24 protein-coding genes and 1 pseudogene are annotated in these 23892 nt (G+C 36.4%); 1 reads left to right on the forward strand and 24 read right to left on the reverse strand.

From position 1 onward, the window contains the following. Positions 1–92 precede the first annotated feature (92 nt). The 9 genes and pseudogenes from acear_RS08835 to steA all read right to left on the reverse strand — a co-directional run bounded on the left by acear_RS08835 (position 93) and on the right by steA (position 8895). Positions 93–1175: an alanine racemase gene (locus acear_RS08835; protein WP_013278667.1), complete on the reverse strand. Its 1083-nt coding sequence runs from the start codon at positions 1173–1175 to the stop codon at positions 93–95. A gap of 257 nt (positions 1176–1432) precedes the next feature. After that, a complete protein-coding gene (locus acear_RS08840) occupies positions 1433–2077 on the reverse strand; it encodes a cobalamin B12-binding domain-containing protein (RefSeq protein WP_013278668.1) in 645 nt (214 codons plus the stop codon). Positions 2078–2149: 72 nt separating this feature from the next. Further along, positions 2150–3538 (reverse strand): annotated as a pseudogene (locus acear_RS12815) (monomethylamine:corrinoid methyltransferase). Between the two features lie 278 nt (positions 3539–3816). Next, positions 3817–3912: a MetS family NSS transporter small subunit gene (locus acear_RS12500; protein ID WP_013278670.1), complete on the reverse strand. Its 96-nt coding sequence runs from the start codon at positions 3910–3912 to the stop codon at positions 3817–3819. A gap of 2 nt (positions 3913–3914) precedes the next feature. Further along, positions 3915–5435, reverse strand: coding sequence for a sodium-dependent transporter (locus tag acear_RS08855; RefSeq protein ID WP_013278671.1), 1521 nt, complete (start codon positions 5433–5435; stop codon positions 3915–3917). Between the two features lie 226 nt (positions 5436–5661). After that, positions 5662–6477 carry a hypothetical protein gene (locus acear_RS08860; RefSeq protein WP_013278672.1) on the reverse strand — a complete coding sequence of 272 codons (816 nt, stop codon included), beginning with the start codon at positions 6475–6477 and terminating at the stop codon, positions 5662–5664. Beyond that, complete coding sequence (locus acear_RS08865; RefSeq protein WP_425358444.1) at positions 6477–7163, reverse strand: glycosyltransferase family 2 protein; 687 nt, start codon at positions 7161–7163, stop codon at positions 6477–6479. Before acear_RS08865 ends, acear_RS08860 begins: the two co-directional genes overlap by 1 nt. Next, the gene (locus acear_RS08870; RefSeq protein WP_013278674.1) at positions 7147–7755 is read right to left on the reverse strand and encodes a copper transporter; all 609 of its coding nucleotides are present in this window, start codon (positions 7753–7755) and stop codon (positions 7147–7149) included. Before acear_RS08870 ends, acear_RS08865 begins: the two co-directional genes overlap by 17 nt. A gap of 21 nt (positions 7756–7776) precedes the next feature. Then, the gene (steA, locus tag acear_RS08875) at positions 7777–8895 is read right to left on the reverse strand and encodes a putative cytokinetic ring protein SteA (RefSeq protein WP_013278675.1); all 1119 of its coding nucleotides are present in this window, start codon (positions 8893–8895) and stop codon (positions 7777–7779) included. A 257-nt stretch (positions 8896–9152) separates the two neighbouring features. Between steA and acear_RS08880 the strand changes: the two genes are divergently transcribed. Beyond that, positions 9153–9794 (forward strand): redox-sensing transcriptional repressor Rex, encoded by a 642-nt coding sequence (locus acear_RS08880; RefSeq protein ID WP_013278676.1) that lies wholly within the window; start codon positions 9153–9155, stop codon positions 9792–9794. 88 nt (positions 9795–9882) lie between these two features. Here acear_RS08880 and spo0A read toward each other — a convergent pair whose 3' ends face one another. The 15 genes from spo0A to amaP form a co-directional block, all read right to left on the reverse strand. Continuing rightward, entirely contained in the window at positions 9883–10671 is a 789-nt protein-coding gene (gene spo0A / locus acear_RS08885) for a sporulation transcription factor Spo0A (protein ID WP_013278677.1), read from the reverse strand. A gap of 130 nt (positions 10672–10801) precedes the next feature. Beyond that, complete coding sequence (gene spoIVB / locus acear_RS08890; RefSeq protein ID WP_245526680.1) at positions 10802–12130, reverse strand: SpoIVB peptidase; 1329 nt, start codon at positions 12128–12130, stop codon at positions 10802–10804. Positions 12131–12230: 100 nt separating this feature from the next. Beyond that, on the reverse strand, positions 12231–13976 hold the full coding sequence (recN, locus tag acear_RS08895) for a DNA repair protein RecN (protein ID WP_013278679.1): 1746 nt from the start codon (positions 13974–13976) through the stop codon (positions 12231–12233). A gap of 15 nt (positions 13977–13991) precedes the next feature. Then, on the reverse strand, positions 13992–14444 hold the full coding sequence (gene argR, locus acear_RS08900; RefSeq protein WP_013278680.1) for an arginine repressor: 453 nt from the start codon (positions 14442–14444) through the stop codon (positions 13992–13994). 12 nt (positions 14445–14456) lie between these two features. Then, positions 14457–15314, reverse strand: a complete 858-nt coding sequence (locus tag acear_RS08905) for an NAD(+)/NADH kinase (protein WP_013278681.1) — start codon at positions 15312–15314, stop codon at positions 14457–14459. A gap of 31 nt (positions 15315–15345) precedes the next feature. After that, a complete protein-coding gene (locus acear_RS08910; protein ID WP_013278682.1) occupies positions 15346–16158 on the reverse strand; it encodes a TlyA family RNA methyltransferase in 813 nt (270 codons plus the stop codon). Further along, positions 16151–18043 (reverse strand): 1-deoxy-D-xylulose-5-phosphate synthase, encoded by a 1893-nt coding sequence (dxs, locus tag acear_RS08915; RefSeq protein ID WP_013278683.1) that lies wholly within the window; start codon positions 18041–18043, stop codon positions 16151–16153. Before dxs ends, acear_RS08910 begins: the two co-directional genes overlap by 8 nt. Before the next feature lie 49 nt (positions 18044–18092). Continuing rightward, on the reverse strand, positions 18093–18980 hold the full coding sequence (locus acear_RS08920; protein ID WP_013278684.1) for a polyprenyl synthetase family protein: 888 nt from the start codon (positions 18978–18980) through the stop codon (positions 18093–18095). Next, entirely contained in the window at positions 18980–19231 is a 252-nt protein-coding gene (gene xseB / locus acear_RS08925; RefSeq protein ID WP_013278685.1) for an exodeoxyribonuclease VII small subunit, read from the reverse strand. Before xseB ends, acear_RS08920 begins: the two co-directional genes overlap by 1 nt. Positions 19232–19412: 181 nt before the next feature. Beyond that, the gene (gene xseA / locus acear_RS08930; protein ID WP_041667337.1) at positions 19413–20648 is read right to left on the reverse strand and encodes an exodeoxyribonuclease VII large subunit; all 1236 of its coding nucleotides are present in this window, start codon (positions 20646–20648) and stop codon (positions 19413–19415) included. A gap of 21 nt (positions 20649–20669) precedes the next feature. Further along, positions 20670–21530: a bifunctional methylenetetrahydrofolate dehydrogenase/methenyltetrahydrofolate cyclohydrolase FolD gene (folD, locus tag acear_RS08935; RefSeq protein ID WP_013278687.1), complete on the reverse strand. Its 861-nt coding sequence runs from the start codon at positions 21528–21530 to the stop codon at positions 20670–20672. 119 nt (positions 21531–21649) lie between these two features. Beyond that, positions 21650–22600, reverse strand: a complete 951-nt coding sequence (locus acear_RS08940) for a Kae1-like domain-containing protein (RefSeq protein ID WP_013278688.1) — start codon at positions 22598–22600, stop codon at positions 21650–21652. 3 nt (positions 22601–22603) lie between these two features. Continuing rightward, on the reverse strand, positions 22604–23020 hold the full coding sequence (nusB, locus tag acear_RS08945; RefSeq protein ID WP_013278689.1) for a transcription antitermination factor NusB: 417 nt from the start codon (positions 23018–23020) through the stop codon (positions 22604–22606). 66 nt (positions 23021–23086) lie between these two features. Continuing rightward, a complete protein-coding gene (locus acear_RS08950) occupies positions 23087–23317 on the reverse strand; it encodes a DUF2273 domain-containing protein (RefSeq protein WP_013278690.1) in 231 nt (76 codons plus the stop codon). A 13-nt stretch (positions 23318–23330) separates the two neighbouring features. After that, positions 23331–23867 carry an alkaline shock response membrane anchor protein AmaP gene (gene amaP, locus acear_RS08955; protein ID WP_013278691.1) on the reverse strand — a complete coding sequence of 179 codons (537 nt, stop codon included), beginning with the start codon at positions 23865–23867 and terminating at the stop codon, positions 23331–23333. Positions 23868–23892: the final 25 nt, after the last annotated feature.

The following is a 23892-nucleotide window of genomic DNA, read 5'->3' on the forward strand; positions in this document are numbered from 1 at the left end:
CTTTATTAAATATTATGATTCTAGATATGATTCCGTTATCCTGCTTGAATATGAATATTTAACCTATTTAATAAATTAAGTTCTTTTATCTTTTAATTAGATGATATATATGATATATCTACATACTGAGAAGTAGCAGCATTCAATAATGCTCCATAATTAAGCTTAAACTTCAGAATATCTCCTACTTCTATTCCTGCTTCATAATCTGTAACATCGATTATTAAATGATCGCTACTTGCCTCTTCTATCTCTATATCTTCAGCCAATGGAGTTAATCCCTTCATCTTTATATCCTGACGGCCAATACCTAAGATAGCCCTTCTTCTAACTCCGGTTTTAGTAATCTTCCTTCTTTCTCCAAAAGCATTCTGACCCCGCCTTCCTTCTGGCTGCACAGGCTTCTTCTTTACTTCAATTACTTCCGCTGCTAAGAGAAAAGTTTCCTGATAAGTATCAGGAAACGGACTGCGGTCAATTACATTGCTGCCGAGTAGAATTGTCTCTCCTACCCGCAGTTGAGTAATTTCATCAGGTAAGCCTTTATTTCTTAATCGAGGCAGTGAACTACTATTACCGCCTGAGATCTGTTGGATATTCACCCCAAACTTATTATTAATCTCATTCTTTAAATCGATCAATAACTGCATATTATTTTCTGAAGGTAAAACCCCGCCAAAACAGGCTAAATTAGTACCTAATCCAGTTAGTTCAATATTCTCCAGATCCAATATCTCTGCGGCTATATCAATTACATCTTCAGGCATAACTCCTTCTCTGCGGTCGCCTACATCTACCATCAAGATAATCCGATGCTTCTGATTCATTTCTTTAGCTACCTGGTCCAAAGCTTTAATTACTTCCAGCTCTGAATTAAGGCTGATATCTGCATACTCTACTACTCTATCAACCTCACTTATCATCGGTATTCTAAGCAGCATTAAAGGAATATCAGGCGAGACTAAGTTCTCCTGCATATACTTCAAATTTTTAATTCTGGAATCAGCTAACCCATCGACTCCTCCGGCTAACATAGCCTCAGCAATCTTTATGTCAGCACAGACTGATTTAGTAACCCCTATAATCTCTATATCTTCACTGTCAGCTAGATTTACTATTCTTTCTGCATTGGCTGTTACTTTATCTAAATCTACTTCCAGTCTTGGATAACTCATATCTTTTCCTCCAGAGTTTTATCTTTATACTCCTTAAAAAGAAGTTCTAATGCTTCATCAAATTTGAGTATATCATTTCATTAATATACTTGCAAGCGACATAATAATATGGAAAAGTTAATTAAGCTCTATGCTAGTAATTTCAATCTTCATTCTCAAAATAAAATAGATAGTCATCGGCTATAAATTTCACCTTTTCTAGTGAATGTATAGCCGATACTATCTATCTTTCAAATAAATAAGTTTTTAATAAATAATTATCCTACTAAATCATAAACAACCTTAACAGCTTGGTTAGCTGTTTCTCCATAACCATCAGCTTCGATTTCTTCAGCCCATTCTTCTGTAACTGGAGCTCCACCAACCAGTACATCAAATTGTTCCCGTAAATTCTCTTCTTTCAAAGTATTAATTAATTTTTCATTTTCTGCCATTGTTGTAGTTAATAAAGAACTAGTACTAATTACATCAGCATCAACCTCTTTTGCTTTAGAAATGAAATCATCTACAGAAACTTCGGTACCGAGATCATAAACATCCATTCCGTTAGCTTCTAATAAGGTTTTAACAATACCTTTTCCTATATCATGAACATCTCCTGCTACTGATCCTATTACAACAGTAATATTTTCTTCTTGGTCTTTTCCTTGCTCAACTGCAGCTTCCTTTAAAATATCAGAAGCTGCTTTCATAGCCTCAGAACAAGACATTAATTGTGGTAAAAATACTTCTCCTTGATCAAATAAATCACCTACTTCAGTAATTCCCACTGTAAAACCTTTCTCAATCATTTTTAAAGGATCAATATTTTCTTCCACAGCGGTTTCAGCTAATTCAACAGCTTTATCTACATTGCCATCACAAACTGCTTCAGCAGCCTTTTCAAACAACTCTTCACTCACTCTGAATCCCTCCAGACAAATTTTATTAATTGAACAATTATTCAGAAGGGGAATCCCCCTCTGAATAATTATTTAATAATCTTTAATATCCAAGCCAATTTCTTTTAATGTTTTAGCAGCCTTTTCATAAACTTCCAGATACTCATCATTAGGATCAAGGGTAACTACATCATAACATTCTTGAAACTTCTTACCCTTAGGAGCATCATTATAATTGTTTTCATAAGTTGCTACTAATTCGTCCAATATTTTATTTACTTTATTAAGTTCCATTCCTGCTACTGAATAAGCAGCTTCTCCCATAAAGCGAGCTTCCATACCAGTAGTATAATCAGTTTCTACTCCTTTAGCTGATGCTACGCCTGACAATAACCCACGCCCACTGGCAGTATCAGTAATTGACTGGGCAGCTGTTTCTAATAAGCACATCTCAGTACATGGACCAGCTAAAGTGTAATATTGATTTGAAGTTATCAGGTCAGTATTGGCTGCAATAGCTCTGGCACAGTGTCCTGCTACCTGTAAAGTCTCCCTAGCTGTAGTTATTCCCCAACGTACATGAACGGGGCCATCTAGGTGATAATCAGCGTCAGTCATTAAAAAGGAATTTAGATGAGTAGCCACATCTACAATAGTAGTTTCCTCTAAACCTCCAGCATAACCACCAAAGATCGGCATCTGTTCGCACATGATGACATCCCCATTTAAGACATAATGAGCAGTGAAGGTCAATGCACCTACATCGATCTTCAGCTCATTTAACTGGGATACCTCATGGCTATCAGATTCTTTCATCCCGCCGTCATGGTCTGCAGCAATACATCCGGCAGGACTCAATGCTGTTTCGCAGCCCTACAACCCTGTACCAGGATAGCCAGCTCTCTTACAAGCATGACGAATCAACTTACCTTCAGATTTAGAAGCTTTTATTTCCCATGGACTACCTGGAGCTGGTTGATTACCATTTATTGTCTCAAAAACCCCATTTACAATCGTATCAACCAATGGCTCCTGAGCAAATGCCTCATGCATCTCCACAAATAAATCTTCTGAAACCGGTGCCCCTGTTGGCCCACCTTGTATAATAGGAGGCTCAGTATCCTTATGCGTTCTACTGACTAACTCTACAGCATCCTTACCCTCACCCAAAGTTACACTCTTAGGAGCAGCCTTAATCGCTTCTAAGACTTCTTCTTCAGTATACTCTATCACTCGACCTGTTTCTTTACAGTAAGCTCCAGTTTCAACTAACATTTCAAGTCCAGCCTGAAAAAGTCTATCTATCAAATCCTCATCTGTAGGAATAAATTCTCCTTCTTCAAATTCAATATCATACTTTTCTTTCATCTTCTTCGCATTTTCAGGAATAACTTCATAATCCCATTCGTCTTTATCCACTTTTGGACCTGTTAAAGCACGATTATAAGCTTCAAAAACATCTACTTTTTTCTTGGTAGTCATATTGCTCCCCCTTTTTTAATTTTGCTCTTTTTAAAAAATTCTAATAATTAAATATTTAATCTATTAAGAAACTATCCCTCCTCCTAAGTAATCTTTAGGGGTATCATAATTAACTTCCCCATTAATAAATTATATCTTTATTATATCTTTATTATATCTTTATTAACTTACTACATGAATTATTAAAGTTATTTTTGATATATTAAGAAACATTCTCTTAATCAATACTAAAAAACAAAAATCCCTATCAAGAATATTCTTGATAGGGATAAATTAAATTATTGATTCTTAAATGCAATATTAAGACAGATGCCTAATCCACCACCTAACACAACTATAGCAAATAGCAACATCATAACTGCACTGTTGGACATAACTACATTACCTCCCTATTAGAAATAAGCTCATCGGATTTTTTACCTTTCCAGGGTCGAAGACTCATAATTATTCCTAATACGATAACTCCAGCTGCTACTGACCAGCCATACTTAAGTATAGCATTCATTGGATAACCACCATAGGGAGCAGCCAATTCTTTCATTGTATTCTGTACAAAAGCAACACCTAAACAGATCGGTGTTATTACTCTAATCATAATATCCCACCAGGAACCGATAGCAAAATCGGATAATCTGTTAGCATGCTCTCTGATAATACTGACCTTATAGAACCAGCCGATAATTATACATTCAACTAACCCAGCAAGAGCAATTCCAAACTGATTAATAAAGTGGTCCACAATATCTAAAAAGTAGAGGCCTGCTCCAGTAGTATAAAGTAAACTAATTACTGCACCAACTGAACAGACATAATTAACAGCTGCCTTACGGCCGATATCGAATTTATCCCTAACAGCTGCTATTACCGCTTCCAGAATAGAAACACAGGAAGAAAAACCGGCAATAGCTAAGGCTAAAAAGAAGATTACTCCAAACAAAGATCTAAAGGCCGGCAACATATTAATTGCCTTTGGAAATGCTACAAAAGCCAACCCGATACCACTGGTTACTACTTTAGAAATCGGCTCTCCAGTCTGAGCAGCCATATAACCTAAGATACCAAAAACTCCAATTCCAACAATAAAACTGAACGCACTATTGGATAAAGCAGTAATAAAAGCATTATTTACTATATCTGAATCTTCCGGCAAATAACTTGAATAAGTTATCATAATTGCAAAACCAACACTTAAAGTAAAGAAGATCTGTCCATAGGCTGCCAACCAGACTTTAACATCAGTTAAAGCACTGAAATCCGGCTCTAAAAATTTATTAATTCCAGCCATAGCCCCAGGAAGTGTAACACCCCGAATAGTAATGATAATCATAAATAAAGCTAATAAAGGCATAAAGATTTTAGATGCCTTCTCAATTCCTTCTTCAATTCCATTATATAGAATGATATAACTGACTCCCCAAACGATTAATAAACTAATTAAAACACTAAAATTAATCCCGCCTATCTGAGAAATACCATCAGTTATCTGTAAAAAGTCGCCAAAAAAGTAAGCTTCGGGATTCTCTCCCCAAACTCTATTGAAAGAAAATGTAACATAATTCAAACTCCAGCTAATAACTACTACATAATAAGTGGCAATCACAAATGAAACTAAAACCTGCCACCAACCTAGCCATTCCCACTTTTTCCCCATCTTAGCAAAGGAGAACGGTGCCGAACCGCGCATTTTATGGCCGAAACCGAATTCCATAATTAAAATAGGAATCCCTGCTGTTAATAGCGCAAAGAAGTAAGGAATTAAGAAGGCGCCCCCTCCATTATCGTAAGCCATGTAGCTGAATCGCCAGATATTACCTAAACCAACTGCCGAACCGATTGCTGCTAGAATAAAGCCTATTCTAGAACCCCATTGTCCATCATCACTGCTTTCTACTGACATTATTACTCTCCTCCTTCATAATCATGATTCATTATTAATTATTGTTGCTACTTTGTAATTACTACTACCTTCTAACTAAGACCGTTTTCTGCTCCTCCCTTCTTTCACATTTACTAATATAATATATTATGTTCTTAAAGATTGTCAACTTATAATCTCAAAAAACAAAAAAAATGAGTAGGAGACGTATTTTCTCCGCCGTCCTCTCATATAACCACTCATACTATTATATCCTGCCCCTACCTAATTGATCAATATAATTCAAAACTCTATTCCGAGCAATTAATTCTGTCAGTGAAGACTTTTCAGTATAAATATGAATCAGTACTAATCCAACCACTAACATAACCTTATAGATAAATCCTAAAGAAAAAAGAAGGCCTAATCCTAAACAAGCACCTAATAAGTTTGAACCAACATCACCTAACATTGCCTCTGCCCGCAGATCAATTGGCAATAAAATAATAACCATCACTAAAAGCGGTAATAGTAATTTAATAAATAAAATATCTGTTGCTAATAAGGAACTAAAAGTTATAATTATAAATCCCTTCAAGGCCCGTCCAGGCCGTAAGTCAAGCAGATTAATAAAATTAGTCATCAACACTACCAATGAAAAATTAACTAGCCTAACTACAAAATTATCCATAATAACTCTATTCACAATTAAAAATGTAAAGATTCCTATTAAAGCCGCCTTCAAGAAACCTGTTGTGACTTGATATTCCTGCCACAGCTTGCGTAAATGTCCGCTAAAACCACTGCTCTGTTCATAACCTAAGTAATCATCTGCTAATCCCGTTGCTCCTGCAACCATAATTAAGAATACAAAGGAAGTAACAACCTCTCCTGGATAAATTCGCAGTCCCTTGCCAACCAGCAAAATTATTACAGCATTGACTCCTAGCAACAAACCATAACCTACTGGAATCTCACAACCAGAAAAATTTTCTGTAACTAAGCTGTACCTAATTAATAACCTTTTGATTAATGGATAACCAAGATAGGTCAAAATTAGAGTTATTCCAGTTAATATAGCCATTACCTTCCACTCCTTAACTGATCTAGAAGCACCTTCAATACATCTTTAAACTGTCTACCCCGATGTCTAAACCCCTTCCAGTCCCTGCCGGTTTCGCGGTGGCTCATCTCTACCGGTATCTCTGCTACTTCAAAACCTCCGTTAATAACTTCAATTGTTAATCCTACCTCTACCCCAAAACCTGATTTAAAACCGTTTAAATAATCAATTACTTCTCTTGTCAAAACCCGCTGTCCGGAAAGAGGCGATCCAAACTCCTCTCCTGTAAAGAACTTCAACCCCAATTGGGCCAGATTGGTCACCAGTCCAAAGCCTCCTTTCTTCTCTGGAGAAGGGAAATCAGCTATCGACATATCAACTTGCTGATGTACTACTGGCTCTAACAACTTCTCCAATTCTACAGCAGTTTCTTCCAGGTCAGCATCTACTAAAGAAATTATTTTTCCCTGCGCAGCTTCTAACCCTTTATTTAAAGCAGCACCTTTACCCTGATTGGTCTCTAAATCTATTAATTTAGCCGGGGTTTTATTACTTACAATCTCAGCTGTATTATCAGTTGAACCGTCATTAATGGCTATAATCTCATCTATCTTTGGTACCTGATCTAAAGCACGAATAGTAAATTTAATTTTATCGGCTTCATTATAAGCAGGAACTAAGACAGTAACTTCACTCAATCTGAACACTCCCAGTCTGAGATAAATTACCGCTTAATTTCAGAAAATATTTCATCAATTTCTGTTTAGAGCCCAGTATATCATCAGAGAGATACTTTATCTTTTTAAAATTATTATTATACTCTTTTTGCAGTTCCTTATCAGCAAATTTCTCTTTTGAACCTAAATAGATTAAGTAATTATATGAATCCAGTGTGACTTTTTTAGGTAAAGAATCTATCGGTTTGATTGTTATACGTTTACTTCCGGCCAACTTAAAAATACTATTTAATTTATCAACCTTATCACCTAAATTAGATTTATTATGGACTACTAAAACAGTCTCATCATTGATGATGCCATCAACCACTACAGGAAATAATTCTTGTTGAAACTGCTGATTATCCTCTATCTTCTCCTGCAGGGATATAATTTTCTGTTGAAAGCGGTTGTTTTTGCGGCGTAAATGGTCAAAATCATTCTCCAAACGATTAATCATCTTCTGCTGTTCGGTAACTATTCCTTGTTTGCCAACCATAGAACTTCCGATTAAGATTCCAATCCCTAAAGTTAAAAAGATAATTACTGTAGTTACTATCTGATATCTGAGATCAATTACCACTCCTATCGTCTCCTTTCTTAATTAAAAACCTAAGCTAAACCGCAGCTTAATTAGCAATAAGCGCATCATCTGCTGCATGGGGGGAGCAACAACTAAAATAATTATTACTGGAATCATTGCTGCTGCTATAATCTGCAGAATATGTTTCGGCCTTAATCGGTTATTATAGAGTTTATTAACCCCCTTAGCATCTACTAATCTAGCCCCAATCTTTAATCTAGTCAAAAAAGTGCTGGACATACCTGCTCTACCCTTCTCCAAAAAATCAATCATATTCGAATGGGTTCCTACCGCTGTAATTAACTCTGACCCCTTCTCATAAGCCAGCTGCATAGCTATATCTTCACTAGTACCAGGAGCTGGAAACTTCTGAGCCGTTAAGTTTAAATCATGTATCCGCTCCATTCCAGGAGCATCTCCATTAGGATAAGCATGGACAATTAATTCTGCTCCTAGCTGTAGGGCATAATCACTGATACTATCCATATCACCGATAATAATATCAGGTTCAAACCCAAACTCTAGCAAAGCATCTGCTCCACCGTCAACACCAATCAAGACCGGTTCAATCTCTCTGATATAAGAAGTGATAGCCTCCAAGTCATCCTTATAATCCTGACCCCTAACTACAATTAAAACATGCTCTCCTTCAATCTGAGTCTCAATTTCAGGTGGATGCAAATCCAAAATTAAATCTTTCTCCTCTTTAGCATACTCTAAAGTATTTTCAACAAACTTATCTAATTCTTCTTCTAGATTCTCTCTACTTATTTTGAGTTTTTCTTCGAGAGTTGCTCTATCCAATACCCTACCCTCAGCAATCTTACTCCCAGCTTTAAATATTTCATTATCAACTATCCGAATTTTATCACCGTCTTCTAATTTTTGAAAGATTTCTGTTCCCACCTCATCTATAATAAATATATTATTAGTAAGTAATTCCTCCGGACCTAAATTCGGATACTTGCCAGTAATTGAGGAGCTGGCATTAACAACTGCTTTAATCCCAGTATCAATTAAAGAAGTAGCTGCTAACTGATCTATATCTGTATGGTCAATAACTGCTATTTCTCTTCCGGTTAACTGTTTAACTAATTTTTTAGTTTTTTTACCTAATTTTACTTCTGCATTTATTTCCATGTTAGTACCTCCAGCTTAAATTCAGTTTTAGTATATACTTCTCTATCTTTTCTAATACCGAATTAAAAAACTACATTCTAATGTAAAAAGTGGTGTTAAATAACCAAGTGTCCAGATAATCATATTCTGCAACAGATATAAGATAAAATATTGTGAAAATTATCTTTATTTTAAATTTTTGCATTTATTGCAGGAATATAATAATAAATATCGTAATAGTTATAAAAGAAAAAATATTATGAATAAGGAGGAGTTCAATGCCAAAGGAAACCAAAGAAGTATCAGAATCTGTTATTAAACGGATGTCTTTTTACTCACAAATTTTAGAAAAATTAAAAACAAAAGATGTTGAGTTTATTTCAATTCAGCAGTTAGAAGAAAAGTTTGGACTTAATGTAATCCGATTTCGTAAGGATCTAGCCTGTTTTGGAGAATTCAACATGCAAGAGTTAGTTATGAATCAGTGGGAAGTAGATAAACTATTATCTAAACTAAAGAAAATTTTAGGATTAAATAAAAAACAAAAAGCAATTCTGATTGGAGGAGGACGTATAGGGACAGCACTGACTGATTTTAACCAAAAAGAAAAAAATTCTGAAGTTAAAATTAAATCTGTGTTTGATAATGATCCAGAAAAAATTGGTACAAAAATTGGAGAACTAGAAATTAAACCGGTTAGTAAAGTACCACAAGTAGTCAAAGAAATCAATCCTGAAATAGGTATTATTACAGTTTCTAACCAAACTGCACAACAAGTTGCAGATTTATTAATCGAAAATGGAATTAAAGTTTTACTTAACTTTGCTTCTATTCATGTGGAAGTCCCAGAAGAGGTATATCTCCAAAATATTGATTTAACTTTAGAAATGAGAAAATTAATGTACTATTCTAATTCATAAAATCTGCTTATATAATAAAAAAGAACTAAGTCAATTGACTTAGTTCTTTTTTATTATTTGATTTTTCACTACTTTAAAATTACTTTTGTCAACTAGCCTTTATCTCTAATCTTAATTTATCAGCAATTTTGGCAATAAACTGCGAATTAGTCGGTTTGCCGCTTTCGGTACTTACAGAGTGACCAAATAATTTATTAATAGCCTCAGTATTACCACGCTCCCAAGCTACCTCTATAGCATGGCGAATTGCACGTTCCACTCTACTAGGCGTTGTATTAAACTTGCGGGCAACCAAGGGATATAATTCTTTAGTAATAGCACCCAATAATTCAACTTCTTCTACTACCATCCCTATTGCTTCCCGTAGATATAGATAACCTTTAATATGAGCAGGAACTCCAATTTCATGCATGATATCAGTAATTCTTACATCCAGATTCTGACTCTTATCTGTAGTAGCATTAGCAGTAGCAGTTACACCACCCTGTTGTCCAACAGGAGTCATCAACTGTTCAATTCGATCTACTAATTTCTCTAAGTCAAACGGCTTCAGAATATAATAATTTGCTCCTAACTCTACTACTTTCTGTGTCAATTCTTCTTGACCAAAAGCAGTCAACATAATAACCTTTAAATCATTGATTTTACCGTCTTCCTTTAATTCTTCCAATACTCCAATACCGTCAAGATGAGGCATAATAATGTCAAGAATTACAACATCTGGGTCTTTTTCTTCAATTAAATCTAAAGCTTCCAATCCATTATTTCCAACACCAATTACTTCCATATTTTCTTGTTCTTCAATAAATTCTCTAACTAGCTGGCAAAACTCTTTATTATCATCTACTAACAATACTTTAGTATTATCCTTCTCCATATTACACTCCCCCTTATGAATATAATTATTAATTGTAAAATTTATGTATTCTTAACTATTTGTTTCTACATCAATTACCAATTTCCTCCTTTCAAATAAAAAAACTAGAGAATTAATTTAAATTAATTCTCTAGTTTTGAGCCATTTTATCTTGTATTAAGCCTGCCTTTTCTATCATCCATTCTGCTAAAACACCATAGCCTTTAGTAGAATCATTGATAAACACATGGGTTACTGCGCCTACTAGTTTACCATTTTGAACGATAGGACTTCCGCTCATCCCCTGAATTATGCCTCCAGTTTTATTTAGAAGCTCATGATCCGTAATCTTAACTACAAGACCTTTTTCATGGGGACTCTGCTGCTTCATAACCTCTACAATTTGAATCTGAAACTCTTCAATTTCATCATCCTCAACTACAGTATAAATCTTTGCTGGTCCCCGCTTAACCTGCAATGCTGTAGCAACAGGAATCGGGTCTGGAAAGAACTTATTTGAAACAGTATGATTTAATTTTCCATAGATACCAAATCTATCATTCTTATTAATCTTACCCATTATCTGCTGGTTATCAAAGAAAGTTCCTAACTTTTCACCTGGTAAAGTATCATTTCCCCGCTGAATACCTGAAATATCTGCTTTTACTATCTTACCTTCACTAATAGGCATCCGCGATCTACTATTAGGTTCAGTAATCATATGGCCTAATGCTCCATACATTTTAGTCTGCGGATCATAGAAAGTCATCGTTCCTACTCCTGTAGCTCCATCATCAATATATAAGCCAATCATATACCGACCTGAATGATTCTTTTTAGGTTCTAGATTCTTAGTAATTAAACTTCCATTTCTCCTTATTTTCAACTTTAATACTTCCTGACGCTGACCATAATAATTAATCAGCTTAGATAAAGATTTCTTTCCTTCTACCCGCTGGCCATTAACAGCCAAGATTCTGTCTCCAACCTTAATTCCTGCTGAATTAGCCAGATAATATTTTTCATTATCAGTTCCTAAAACATAGGACTTCTTAACTACTAATACTCCTTTTGATTCGAGTATAATTCCAACTGATTGGCCGCCAGGATAGACTTTAACCTGAGGAATAACGTTAACTGTTGCCTGCCGAATTGGAATAACACCGAATAGATTAAACTCTAAATCAATTTCACCTAAAACAGCAGACTTAATAGCCAAAGGATTACTGAGATCAACTTTAAAATAATTATCATTTACCTGCTGACCATTAATCTTTAACTCTTCACTTTTATCGACACGGATATAGACAGGGAAAGGAAAGTCAATCTCTAGTAACTGCTTGTGGCCTTTAACTATCTGTAACTCTTCTGGAAAGCCAATTGTCGTAAGAAACATGGGAATTAATAAGGTAAGCACCAATAGACTAATGCCAAGATACAGGGAGGATCTCTTCCATCTCTGCTTCACAGATTTAATCACACTCCTACACAGCCTCCCCATCTCTGTGTAGAACTCCTCCGGTAAAAAATTTCAGATTCAAAATACCTCTATATTTAAAGATGCCCTCTTTTATTTTTATTTATTCAATTTTACTCTCTAAAATAGTTTCCTTCTTCTTCCTAGCCAGCTTGATCATTTCATCAGCATGTTCTAAAGTAGCATCAGTCAACTGGCTTCCAGCTAACATTCGCGATAATTCTTCGATACGTTTCTTATCTTCTAGCTGAACTACTTCTGTTTTTGTTTGCCCATCAGTCATATTTTTGGAAATATGGTAATGAGTATCTCCCATACTGGCAATCTGAGGTAAGTGAGTAATAGAGATAACCTGCTGATTTTGAGCAATAATGGCCAACTTTTCTGCTACTAGATCAGCAACCCTACCACCTATTCCAGTATCAACTTCATCGAAGATAAGCGTCTGAACTTCATCATTTTCAGCTATAATCTTCTTTATAGCCAGCATAGTCCTGGATAATTCACCACCAGAAGCTATCTCAGCCAGTGGTTTTAAGTCCTCGCCAGGATTGGGAGAAATTAAAAACTCTACTTGATCTATACCATAAGAAGTAATCCGGTTTAATTCTACCTCTTGAAAAGAATCAATCATCGGCGTTACTTCTAGTTCAAATTTGCTTTTTTCCATTGCAAGATCTTCTAATTCAGAAATAATCTTTTCTGCAAAATCTTCAGCCACTTTACAGCGTAGACCTGATAATTTACTGGCTACTGTAAAGTAATCTTCTTTTAACTTTACAATCTCTTCTTCTAACTCTTCTAATCTTGCTTCACTGGTCAATAAATCATCTAATTCTGATTGAATCTCAGCTTGATAATCAAGGATTTCATTCACATTATCACCATATTTACGCTTCAATTTATTAATTAACTGTAAACGCTGTTCAATTTTATTTAACCGCTGAGGATTAAACTCTAATTGATGTTGATAATCATCCAATTGATAAGCTGCTTCCTGTAATTTATAAACAGCTTCCTCTAACATTTCTATTATCGATTCCAATTCATCATCAAAACTACTGATATAATTTAATTCTTTAACAAACTGATTCAATTGATCAATTATTACAGTTTCCTCAAATCCGCTCTCATAAAGCCCAGCATATATCCTGCCTGTTATTTCAGCTATCTCCTCTATATTGCTTAAACGTCTCTTTTCAGCTAATAATTCCTCATCTTCACCGGCAGTTAAATCTGCTTCTTCGATTTCATCCAATTGAAACTGTAATAAATCTATTCTTCTTGCTTTCTCTTTTTCATTCTGATTCAGGGCAGTATATTCTTCTTGCTTTTTCTTTAAACGCTGATAAATCATCTCTGTCTTCTTTAATAATTCACTAATCTCTTTTCCTCCAAAATCATCCAATAAAGTCAACTGCTTTTGGGACTTGAATAATGCCTGATGTTCATGTTGACTATGAATCTCAATTAAATACTGACTAAGCTCCCTAGTTACTTTTAAAGTAACTATTCTACCATTAATCCTGCTGCAGTTATTGCCGTTATGAGTTATTTCCCGCGTTAAAATAATACCCTCGGTTGGATCATAGTCGATTCCTAGCTGCTCTAATTTATTCTTTACCGGTTGATCATTCTTTATACTACAATTTGCTTCAATGACGGCCTTTTTCTGACCGCTGCGGATATAATCAGTAGAAGCTCTACCACCTAATAACATTTGTAATGCTTTTACAATTATTGATTTTCCAGCACCAGTTTCACCAGTAATTATATTTAAATTACCAGTAAAATCAATCTGTAATTCTTCAATTAGAGCAAAATTATAGATACTTAAGTTAAGTAACACCTTCAGACTCACTCCTTAGATGGTTAACTGATGTAATTTTTCTAAAATTTCTTCTACCATCTCTTTCGGCTTAACAATAATTAAGATTGTATCATCTCCAGCAAGTGTAGATAAGACTCCTTCCCAATCAGCATTATCAATTAAAGATGCTACTCCATTGGCTGTTCCGGGTAGAGTATTAATCACAATTAAATTTTCACTATGATCAAAATCAACTACCGAATCCTTAAACATTCTTTCCATTCGGCCTTGTAGATCACTATGTTCACGTTCAGGAGGTAAAGCATACTTATATCCTTTATCTTTTGTTGGTACTTTAATTAATCCTAATTCCTTAATATCTCTAGAAACAGTAGCCTGAGTTACTGCTATACCGTCTTCTCTTAATCTAGCCGCCAATTCCTGTTGGGTACTGATTTCTTCTTGCTGAATATACTTCATAATCTTTAAATGGCGCTTGCTTTTCATTAATCAATCCTCCTAAAAATCACTAAACTGGATTCTATTCTTTAAAATTTTATAAAAATTATAGTCTTCTAATTTAACCAACTTTGTAACTAAATCTGAATGTTTAATCTTTATTTTATCACCAGAAGCTAACTTTAAACCGGTCTGTCCATCCACGGTCAACATTATATCTTCATGGTCCGCTTTAACTTCTACTTCCACCACTTCATCACCAGCAGTAACAATCGATCGGGAACTTAAAGTATGAGGACAGATAGGAGTAACTACCAGCGATTTTAATTTAGGATTAACTATCGGTCCGCCAGCCGATAAAGAATAGGCTGTAGAACCGGTAGGAGAAGCAACTATCAACCCATCAGCTGGATAAGTCGTTACATATTCTCCCTCAATATAGGTCTTTAACTCTATTATTCGAGAGAAAGAACCTTTAGTTATTACTACATCATTAACAGCAACTACTTGATTAATCTTTTCTCCTTCACGAATAACTTTAGCCTCTAGCATCATCCTTTCTTCAATCTCAAACTTACCGGCTATTAAATCTTCTAACGCTGAACCAAGTTTACTCAATTCTATATCAGTTAAGAAACCCAATCCTCCTAAATTAACACCTAAAATAGGCATCTCGACAGCAGCAAAATGACGGGCAGTGTTTAAAAAGGTTCCATCACCGCCAAAGACAATAACTAAATCAACCTCGACTGCCATTTCCTGGTAAGAAGAACCCTTATTCTGCTCACCTACTAAGCCAGCTGATTCTTCTTCTACTAGATACTCAATCCCTCTTTTTTCTAACCAGTCTATTATCCCTTTTACTGTTTCAATTGCCTGCTCTTTAGTAGGATTAGGTATTAAACCGATCTTTTCCACTCCAACCACTCCCAGCTTATACTTTACTAAATTACAATAATTCCTGTTCTGCTTGATCGATTACTCTTTGAATCTTCTTACTACAATCACTATTTATAGCTTTAGACTTGTCCAAACTAAAGTAAGCTAAATATTCAACATTATGTCCCTGAGCTCCAGTGATAGGAGAAAAAGAAAGATCTACCAGAGATAAATTTCTGTCTTGAGCAAAATTAATAATTCTTTCAATAACCTGATAATGAATTTCAAAATCCTTTACTACTCCGTTATTATCTACATTTTCAGGACCTGCTTCAAACTGCGGTTTGATTAAAGCTAAGATATCACCGTTAGGTATTAATAATTCTATTACTGCCGGTAATATCTTCGTTAAAGAAATAAAAGCTACATCAATAGTAGCTAACTCAAACTCAGTATCAAAATCATTTGGAGTTAAATACCGAGCATTAGTACGCTCCCGATTAATTACCCGTTCATCCTGACGCAGCTTCCAGGCTAGCTGGCCGTAACCAACATCTACAGCATATACTTTAGATGCCCCATGCTGCAGAGCACAGTCAGTAAAGCCTCCTGTCGAAGCTCCAATATCAATAATTACTTTATCCTCAACATCAACATCAAAAACTTTTAGACTCTTTTCTAACTTCAATCCACCGCGGCTAACATAGGGATGTACTTTTCCTTTAATCTCAATATCTGCCTCTACATCAACCTGAGTTCCGGCTTTATCTACTAACTCTCCATCAACTAAGACCAATCCGGCCATAATTGCCCGTTTGGCCTTCGAGCGACTAGGATATAGCTCTCGTTGAGTAACTAACTTATCTAACCTCTCTTTAACCACTTCTATCAACTCCATTATCTACTAGCTTAGATACTTTCTCTTTTATTCCAGCTTTATTTAAACCATAGTGATCCAGAAGTATATCTTGACTACCCTGCTGAACAAATTCATCAGGAATTCCCATCCGCTCTATTCCAATATCAGTAACATTACTATCAGCTAAAAGCTCTAAGACAGCACTTCCAAAGCCGCCTTGGAGTACATGTTCTTCTATTGTCAAGATCTGATCATGTTCTTTAGCTACATCAAGAATCAAGTCTTCATCCAACGGCTTTACAAACCGACTATTTACCACAGTAGCCTCTATACCCTGCTTAGCTAACTCCTTACTGGCTTCCAAAGCAGGCATTACCATAGAACCGATGGCTAAAATAGCCAAATCAGAGCCTTCACGCAGCACTTCCGCTTTACCAATTTCTAACTCCTCTAGCTTCGAATCCAGCGGAACACCTGCTCCCATTCCCCGCGGATACCGTAATGAAACCGGTCCTGGATAATTAATTGCTGTCTTCAACATATGCTGTAGTTCATTCTCATTCTTAGGAGCCATTACTGTAAAGCCAGGAATCCCCCGCAGATAAGCATAATCAAAGACTCCCTGATGTGTCTCTCCATCTCTACCAACTAGCCCCCCTCTATCAATAGCCAATGTAACCGGGGCTTCATTTAAAGCCACATCATGAATCAACTGGTCATAAGCTCGCTGTAGAAAGGTAGAATAGAGGGTTATTACCGGTTTAGATCCCTCTAAAGCTAATCCAGTACCAAAGGTTACAGCATGCTGTTCAGCAATTCCTACATCATAGAATCGATCAGGAAATTCAGTTTTAAACTTATCCAGTCCTGTTCCGCTAGGCATTGCTGCTGTAATTGCTACAATATCTTTATCATCTTCAGCCAGATCTACCAAAGTTCTGCTAAATATCGTACTATAAGTCGGTAATTCTCGTTCTCTTTTACTTTCTCCAGTTTTTATCTTAAAGGCACTTATTCCATGAAAGTTTTTAGGAGCATTTTCGGCCGGAGTATATCCTTTCCCTTTGGTAGTAATTGCATGCACCAAAGCTGGACCGTCTAAATTCTTGGCGTACTCTAAACTTTTCTGCATCTCTTTTATATCATGTCCATCTACAGGACCTAAATAGCTAAATCCCATCTCTTCAAATAATACTCCCGAAACTACTAAATACTTAAGCCCTTCTTTAACCCTATCTACAGTCTTTATCACTCTACTGCCAATAGCAGGTATCTTATTGACTAACTCCTCAATATCTTCCTTAATGCGATGCAGCATAGGTTCTGTTCTCAATTTAGTTAAATAACTGGAGACAGCACCTACATTCTCTGCTATCGACATTTCATTATCATTTAAAACTACAGTCAGATCTGTCCCTAAATGGCCAGCATGATTTAAGGCTTCAAAGGCCATACCACCTGTCAAAGCACCGTCACCGATTAATGCTGCTACATCATTATCCTGCCCTTTAATATCACGGCTGCAGGCCATACCTAAAGCTGCTGAGATTGAAGTACTGCTGTGGCCTGTATTTAAAGCATCATGTCTACTCTCACTCCGTTTAGGAAAACCGCTTAACCCTTGATACTGACGCAGAGATGAAAACTCATCATACCGACCAGTAACTAATTTATGAGCATAAGCCTGATGGCCGACATCCCAGATAATCTTATCCTTAGGAGTTTTAAAAACAGTATGTAAAGCTAAAGTCAACTCCACAACTCCTAAACTGGAAGCCAGATGTCCCCCAGTCTTAGATAGAGTAACAATTATCTTTCTTCTAATCTCTTCAGCTACTTCATCCAGCTCTTTTGTGGATAGGTTATCTAACTCCCGAGGGGAAGTAATATCCTGTAAATATTCTCCCATAATAAATATCACCTTCTTAATTAATAATTATAATTTCTCCAATAACAGATTAATAATCCCGCTCAATAATATAATCAGCTAATTGAATCAATAGCTCAGCATCTTCCTCAAATCTCTCAATAGCCTCTTTGGCAGCCTGAACCTTCTTTTGGGCCATTGCCCGCGACTCTTCTAACCCATAAACACTGGGAAAAGTAGCCTTATCCTGTCCTTCATCACTACCTACTTCTTTGCCGAGCTTTTCTTCATCACCAACTATATCTAAGATATCATCAATAATCTGAAAACTCAAACCGATATTTTCAGCATAGATAGTTAAAGCTGCTAATTCCTCTTTATCAGCTCCGCCTAAGATAGCCCCAGTTCTAACTGCTGCCTGCAGTAAAGCACCGGTCTTATATCTGTGAATAAATTCTAAATCTATATCTTCAACGGCTTTACCTTCAGCCAGCATATCCGCAGCCTGTCCACCGACCATACCTCTAAAACCAGCACCCTGAGCTACTTCTTTACTTACTTTAAGTATCTGCTCTGCAGTAAAATCCCCTTCCAACTTAGTCAGTAATTCAAAAGCATAAGTCAGCAGGGCATCACCTGATAGTACAGCAATAGCATCACCGAATACTTTGTGATTAGCCAGTTCACCCCGCCGGTAATCATCATCATCCATACAGGGTAAATCATCATGAATCAAAGAATAATTATGGACTAACTCAACAGCTGCTGCTGCCGGCATAATCCTCTCTTCTTCTACTCCAAAAAGAGAATTAGCCACTATCAAAGTCAAAACTGGCCGCAGGCGTTTCCCTCCCATTAAAGTACTATATCTCATAGACTGATGTAACTTAGCTGGTTTTTTATCTTCAGCCGGCAGATAATCATCCAGTGCTTTATTTACTGCTTCAGCTTTAGCAACAAGAAAGTCATTGATCTCCATTAATCTGCCCCTTTCTGCTCCAGATCATAAGAACCAATCTGTAATTCACCTGCTTCATCCTTAATAATCTCCACTTTAGATTCAGCTTCCTCTAAAGTCTGAGAACAGAATTTAGATAGCTTGATTCCCCTCTCAAATTCAGCCAGAGAATCTTCTAAGCTCAATTCTTCTCCTTCTAGCTTATTAACAATTTTTTCTAACTGATCCAGTGCCGTTCCAAATGATAGCTCTTCTGTATCAATATCAGCCATATATTAAGCTCCCCTTTTTTCAATATCACATAATTTTATTCTAGATCAAATATTTATTCCCTGCACAAAAATGGAGTTTAATATTAGTATAACACAATTTAATGGAGTAATAAGCGTAAATTTAGAATTTTATATAAAAAAGTCTCTATCTTAAGATAGAGACTTGAAATATACATAATAATTACTTTGTGAACTGGTCTATATTAACCTTTCCCTTTTTTATATTCATTACTTCTATTTCCAACTTACCATCCGACAAGAAAATTTCTAATTTATCTCCAGGTTTAATCTCGCTTACTGAACTTAAACTTTCTTTTTTATCTCTTTTACGACAGTAACTATAACCTCTAGATAATATATTCAAAGGAGAGAGAGTATCCAATTTTCCTGCCTTTGACTGCAGTCTCTCCTGGGCTAAATTCAGCCGCCGCTCCATCAAGTTTATTAACCTTTCTTCTAATTCATCAATCCGCTGTTTTCGGTCTTTAAGCTGCCGCTTAGGCTGTAAAAAAACGCGACGCTCCATTAAATTAACCAACTGATTACGACAGTCACTTAATTTCTGTTCAATATTCTGGACTAAACTATCAGTTAATCCTTTCACATAACGGTTCACTTCTTTCTGATTAGAGACTACTAATTCGCCAGCAGCCGAAGGAGTGGGAGCCCTCACATCAGCCACAAAATCAGAAATAGTATAATCAGTTTCATGGCCTACAGCAGAAACCACAGGTGTTTGAGAAGAAAAGATGGCTCTTGCTACCTCTTCCTCATTAAAAGGCCACAGATCCTCTATAGAACCCCCACCCCGGCCAATAATGATCACATCCACATCACTCTGTTGATTCAAAATCTCCAGTGCCCCAACTAAGGTGGAAGCAGCCTTATCCCCCTGAACAGTAGCCGGTGCAACCAGAACAGATACTCCCCTAAATCTCCGCTGAATAACCGATAATATATCACGGATAGCAGCACCAGTAGGCGAAGTAATTACGCCTACCTTCTGCGGAAATTGAGGAAGCTCCTGTTTATGTTCAACAGCAAAGAGTCCTTTCTTCTGTAACTCTTCTTTTAACTGCTCAAAAGCAATATGTAAAGCACCAATCCCCTCCGGCTGCAGGTCCTGCACATACAACTGGTACTGCCCGCGGGATTCATAAAGGCTAACATAGCCGGAAGCTATAACTTCCATTCCATCTTCCGGTTGAAACTTCAGATTCTGATTGGCACTGCGAAACATAACGGACTTCAACCGGCTATTATCATCCTTTAGCGTAAAGTACATATGGCCTGAGCTGTGGTGGTGAAAGTTGGATATCTCTCCGGTAATTAATAGATTATTTAATAAATCATCAGTTTCTAATCTTCTTTTAATATATTTAGTTAATTCAGTGACTGTCATTATTTCCTGCTGCATATTTACCCTTCCTAATTCTACTTATTTATTCAACATCTCTTTATAGGACTTAAGTGTATCCTTAAGCAGCATAGCTATTGTCATCGGTCCTGCTCCGCCAGGTACTGGAGTAATAGCGCCAGCCTTCTCTTTAACCTTCTCAAAATCAACATCTCCAACAATCTCACCATCAACTTCGTTGATGCCGACATCAATCACAATAGCGCCTTCCTTAACCATATCAGCAGTAATTAAGTTAGGTACACCAGCAGCCACAATTACGATATCTGATTCTTTAGTGTAGCTTGCTGTATCTTCAGTATCGATATGACAGACAGAGACTGTAGCATTCTCATTTAACAATAACAGCGCCATCGGCTTACCTACTATATTGCTGTGGCCGACTACTGTTACATCCTTACCGCGCAGTTCAATATCATATCTATCAAATAACTCCATTACTCCCTCTGGAGTACAAGGAACATATGCATCGCCATCGATTACTAATTCACCGATATTATAAGGATGGAAAGCATCTATATCCTTATCAGGATTAATAGCTCTAATTACCTTATCATCATCAATATGATCCGGTAGAGGCATTTGGATTAAAATTCCGTTCACTTCATCATCATTATTTAATTTATCTAACTCATCCAACAAATCTTCTTGAGAAATCTCTTCCGGCAGGTCAACTACTTCAGATTCAATTCCTACTTTATTACAGATTCTTTGCTGAAGCTTAATATAGGATGCTGAAGCCGGATTATCACCAACAAAGATAATAGATAATTTAGGTACGACTCCTTCCTCTTCTTTTAACTCCTCAACTTCTGCGCTAATTTCATCTTGAATTTCTTTAGATTTAGCACTCCCGTCTAAAATCATAGCTTCTTCTGACATCTTTTTAATCCCCCTAATAATATTGTATTTTAATGAAACATAAAATAAATCTTTGCTATATTAATATATTCAGCAATTGATAGAAAATCCCTTTTTTGATTGTGAAAAAATTCATGAAGTCACTTTGCATCTCTTAAACCTAAAGCCGCTACACCTACTGCATTATCACTGCTGAATTCAGGAGCAGCAAAGAATAATCTCCCTCCTACTGCTGGATGCTCTAACTTATCTTTTAACCTCTGACGCAAATAGAGATTAGCAGCTACACCACCAACAATTAAAATCTGGTCCAAGCCCTGCTCATCCAAAGCTAGTCGCAACACCTTCTCTAAAGCCTTTGCAATACAGCTTTGAACTGCCAGAGCAATATCAGCCGGTCGCTTATTATCAGCTACTGCCCGCATAGCAGCAGAATTAGGGCCGGAAAAGCTAATATCATATCTATCTACTGCTGAAGGAATTATAACTGCTCCTTTCTCTCCCTTCTGAGCCAGCTTCTCCAACTGAGGACCAGCAGGAAAATCAAGTCCCAGTTCAACACCTACCCGATCTATAAACTGACCTGCATGGAGATCAGAAGCCGATCCTAATCTTTCAATCTCAAAACTACCATCAAGAGAAGCTACCCGCATAATCTCTGTAGTTCCGCCCGAAATATGTACAGCTAAAAACTCTCTGGTTTGAGGGCCGCCGGCCGACCAGATTCCAGCCTGCAGATGCCCAGCTTGATGAGAAACCTCTTTGAGGGGAATTCCTAATACTTCGGCCAGACTATGAGCATGTCCTTCCCCTACTCTAAAAACTGGCATATAAGACTTATCAGTCGGTCTTGGTTTAGTACTGACAGCTATCTTATATATTTGTTCTTCAAGAGCTTTTACCCCTAATTCTTTTATCACCTTTGGAAACTGCTCTACATGCTTAAAAACTGCCTCTGACTGGCGCAGACCTCGCTGACCTTTATTTACCTCCAACAGTTTTCTGGCTTCTGTTACTAACTCACCTTTCTGGTTCAATAGAGCTGCTGAAGTAGTGTAATTGCTAGTATCAATTCCCATAATTAAACCCATAAATTATTCCTCCTGCTTAGAAACTACTCTCCCCAAGACTCCATTAATAAATTTAGGAGATTTATCGGCTATAAACTCCTTAGCCAGTTCCACTGCTTCATCAATCGAAACCTCTATTGGAATATCATCAACATAGAGAATCTCATAAATAGCTAACCGGAGAATATTGCGGTCTACCTTTCCCATTCTGCTCACTTTCCAACCTTCCGCACTTTCATTCAACTCTTTATCTATCTCAGATAAATTCTGATAAGTTCCAGTAATAATCTCTTCTAAGAACGTATCCTCTAATTCTAACCCTTCAATTCTATTAGTCAGCATCTCTAAATTCTTCTCTAATCCTTCATCGTTGATATCTATCTGATATAAAGTCTGTACCGCTATCTTACGAGCTTCATGTCTGCTATATCTATCAGTCATTTCAGCTGCCTCCTTATAAATAAACTTAAAATCAAAAAACCACCCTAAATTCGGTAAATAAATCACTTACCTATTAGGTGGTAGAATATCATCAATTATATCACGAAGATTATCTTCTCGGTCATACCTACTACCGACCTGATAACCAATAAATATACAGATAAAAATAAAGACTGTTAAGATAAAACCAAAATAGATAAAGAAGAGGCTGAATAATAAACCTAAAAAAGAACCAATTATTCTACCTTTATAGAGATAGAAGACTTCCAAAGCCTTATCAAACAGATCATTTTTCATCTCCAAACACCTCTTATTCTACTCTTAAATTAGAGTCCTGAGCAACCTTATCAACTAATACTTCTATCTGTCCAACTACTACTCCAGTAGTCCGTTTAAGATATTCTTTGATACTTTCCTGTAATTCTTCACTGATTTCAGGAATATTGATATCAGGAGTTACAACAACTTCTAGAAAAATATTCAATCCTTCTTCTCCTACTTTTAGTTTGGACTCTACTTCTTTAATTCCCCGTGTTTGATTTACCGCCTCATTAACCAAAGCATCAATAGCAGACAGAGAAAGCCGAATTTCCCCTAAACTATTCTCTCTTACTATAGTATTTCTGCTCTTATCCTTCCTTCTGAATAAGGGATAAAGAATCCGAACTGCTACTACTAATAATACAGCTCCAATAACTCCTATCACTGCCTGTCCATAATATTGGTTAATAAAAGCTGATATGTAAGTCAGAGGAATTAACTCCACTGCAGAACCGATCATAATCAGAGAAATAAAGATTAATAGAATCGTAAAGACAAAAATAATGATCCGATCTAAAAGCTGCATCTGAAATCTCCTTTCTAGGCAAAGA

The sequence above is a fragment of the Acetohalobium arabaticum DSM 5501 genome (assembly GCF_000144695.1).
Lineage (GTDB): Bacteria > Bacillota > Halanaerobiia > Halobacteroidales > Acetohalobiaceae > Acetohalobium > Acetohalobium arabaticum.

Excerpts from the sequence above, each read along its gene's own strand:
- acear_RS08835 (WP_013278667.1), bottom strand. The coding sequence starts at position 1,175 with ATGAGTTATCCAAGACTGGAAGTAGATTTAGATAAAGTAACAGCCAAT.
- acear_RS12500 (WP_013278670.1), bottom strand. The coding sequence starts at position 3,912 with ATGTCCAACAGTGCAGTTATGATGTTGCTATTTGCTATAGTTGTGTTA.
- acear_RS08855 (WP_013278671.1), bottom strand. The coding sequence starts at position 5,435 with ATGTCAGTAGAAAGCAGTGATGATGGACAATGGGGTTCTAGAATAGGC.
- acear_RS08860 (WP_013278672.1), bottom strand. The coding sequence starts at position 6,477 with ATGGCTATATTAACTGGAATAACTCTAATTTTGACCTATCTTGGTTAT.
- steA (WP_013278675.1), bottom strand. The coding sequence starts at position 8,895 with ATGGAAATAAATGCAGAAGTAAAATTAGGTAAAAAAACTAAAAAATTA.
- acear_RS08880 (WP_013278676.1), top strand. The coding sequence starts at position 9,153 with ATGCCAAAGGAAACCAAAGAAGTATCAGAATCTGTTATTAAACGGATG.
- spo0A (WP_013278677.1), bottom strand. The coding sequence starts at position 10,671 with ATGGAGAAGGATAATACTAAAGTATTGTTAGTAGATGATAATAAAGAG.
- argR (WP_013278680.1), bottom strand. The coding sequence starts at position 14,444 with ATGAAAAGCAAGCGCCATTTAAAGATTATGAAGTATATTCAGCAAGAA.
- dxs (WP_013278683.1), bottom strand. The coding sequence starts at position 18,043 with ATGGGAGAATATTTACAGGATATTACTTCCCCTCGGGAGTTAGATAAC.
- acear_RS08920 (WP_013278684.1), bottom strand. The coding sequence starts at position 18,980 with ATGGAGATCAATGACTTTCTTGTTGCTAAAGCTGAAGCAGTAAATAAA.
- xseB (WP_013278685.1), bottom strand. The coding sequence starts at position 19,231 with ATGGCTGATATTGATACAGAAGAGCTATCATTTGGAACGGCACTGGAT.
- xseA (WP_041667337.1), bottom strand. The coding sequence starts at position 20,648 with ATGCAGCAGGAAATAATGACAGTCACTGAATTAACTAAATATATTAAA.
- folD (WP_013278687.1), bottom strand. The coding sequence starts at position 21,530 with ATGTCAGAAGAAGCTATGATTTTAGACGGGAGTGCTAAATCTAAAGAA.
- acear_RS08940 (WP_013278688.1), bottom strand. The coding sequence starts at position 22,600 with ATGGGTTTAATTATGGGAATTGATACTAGCAATTACACTACTTCAGCA.
- nusB (WP_013278689.1), bottom strand. The coding sequence starts at position 23,020 with ATGACTGATAGATATAGCAGACATGAAGCTCGTAAGATAGCGGTACAG.
- acear_RS08950 (WP_013278690.1), bottom strand. The coding sequence starts at position 23,317 with ATGAAAAATGATCTGTTTGATAAGGCTTTGGAAGTCTTCTATCTCTAT.
- amaP (WP_013278691.1), bottom strand. The coding sequence starts at position 23,867 with ATGCAGCTTTTAGATCGGATCATTATTTTTGTCTTTACGATTCTATTA.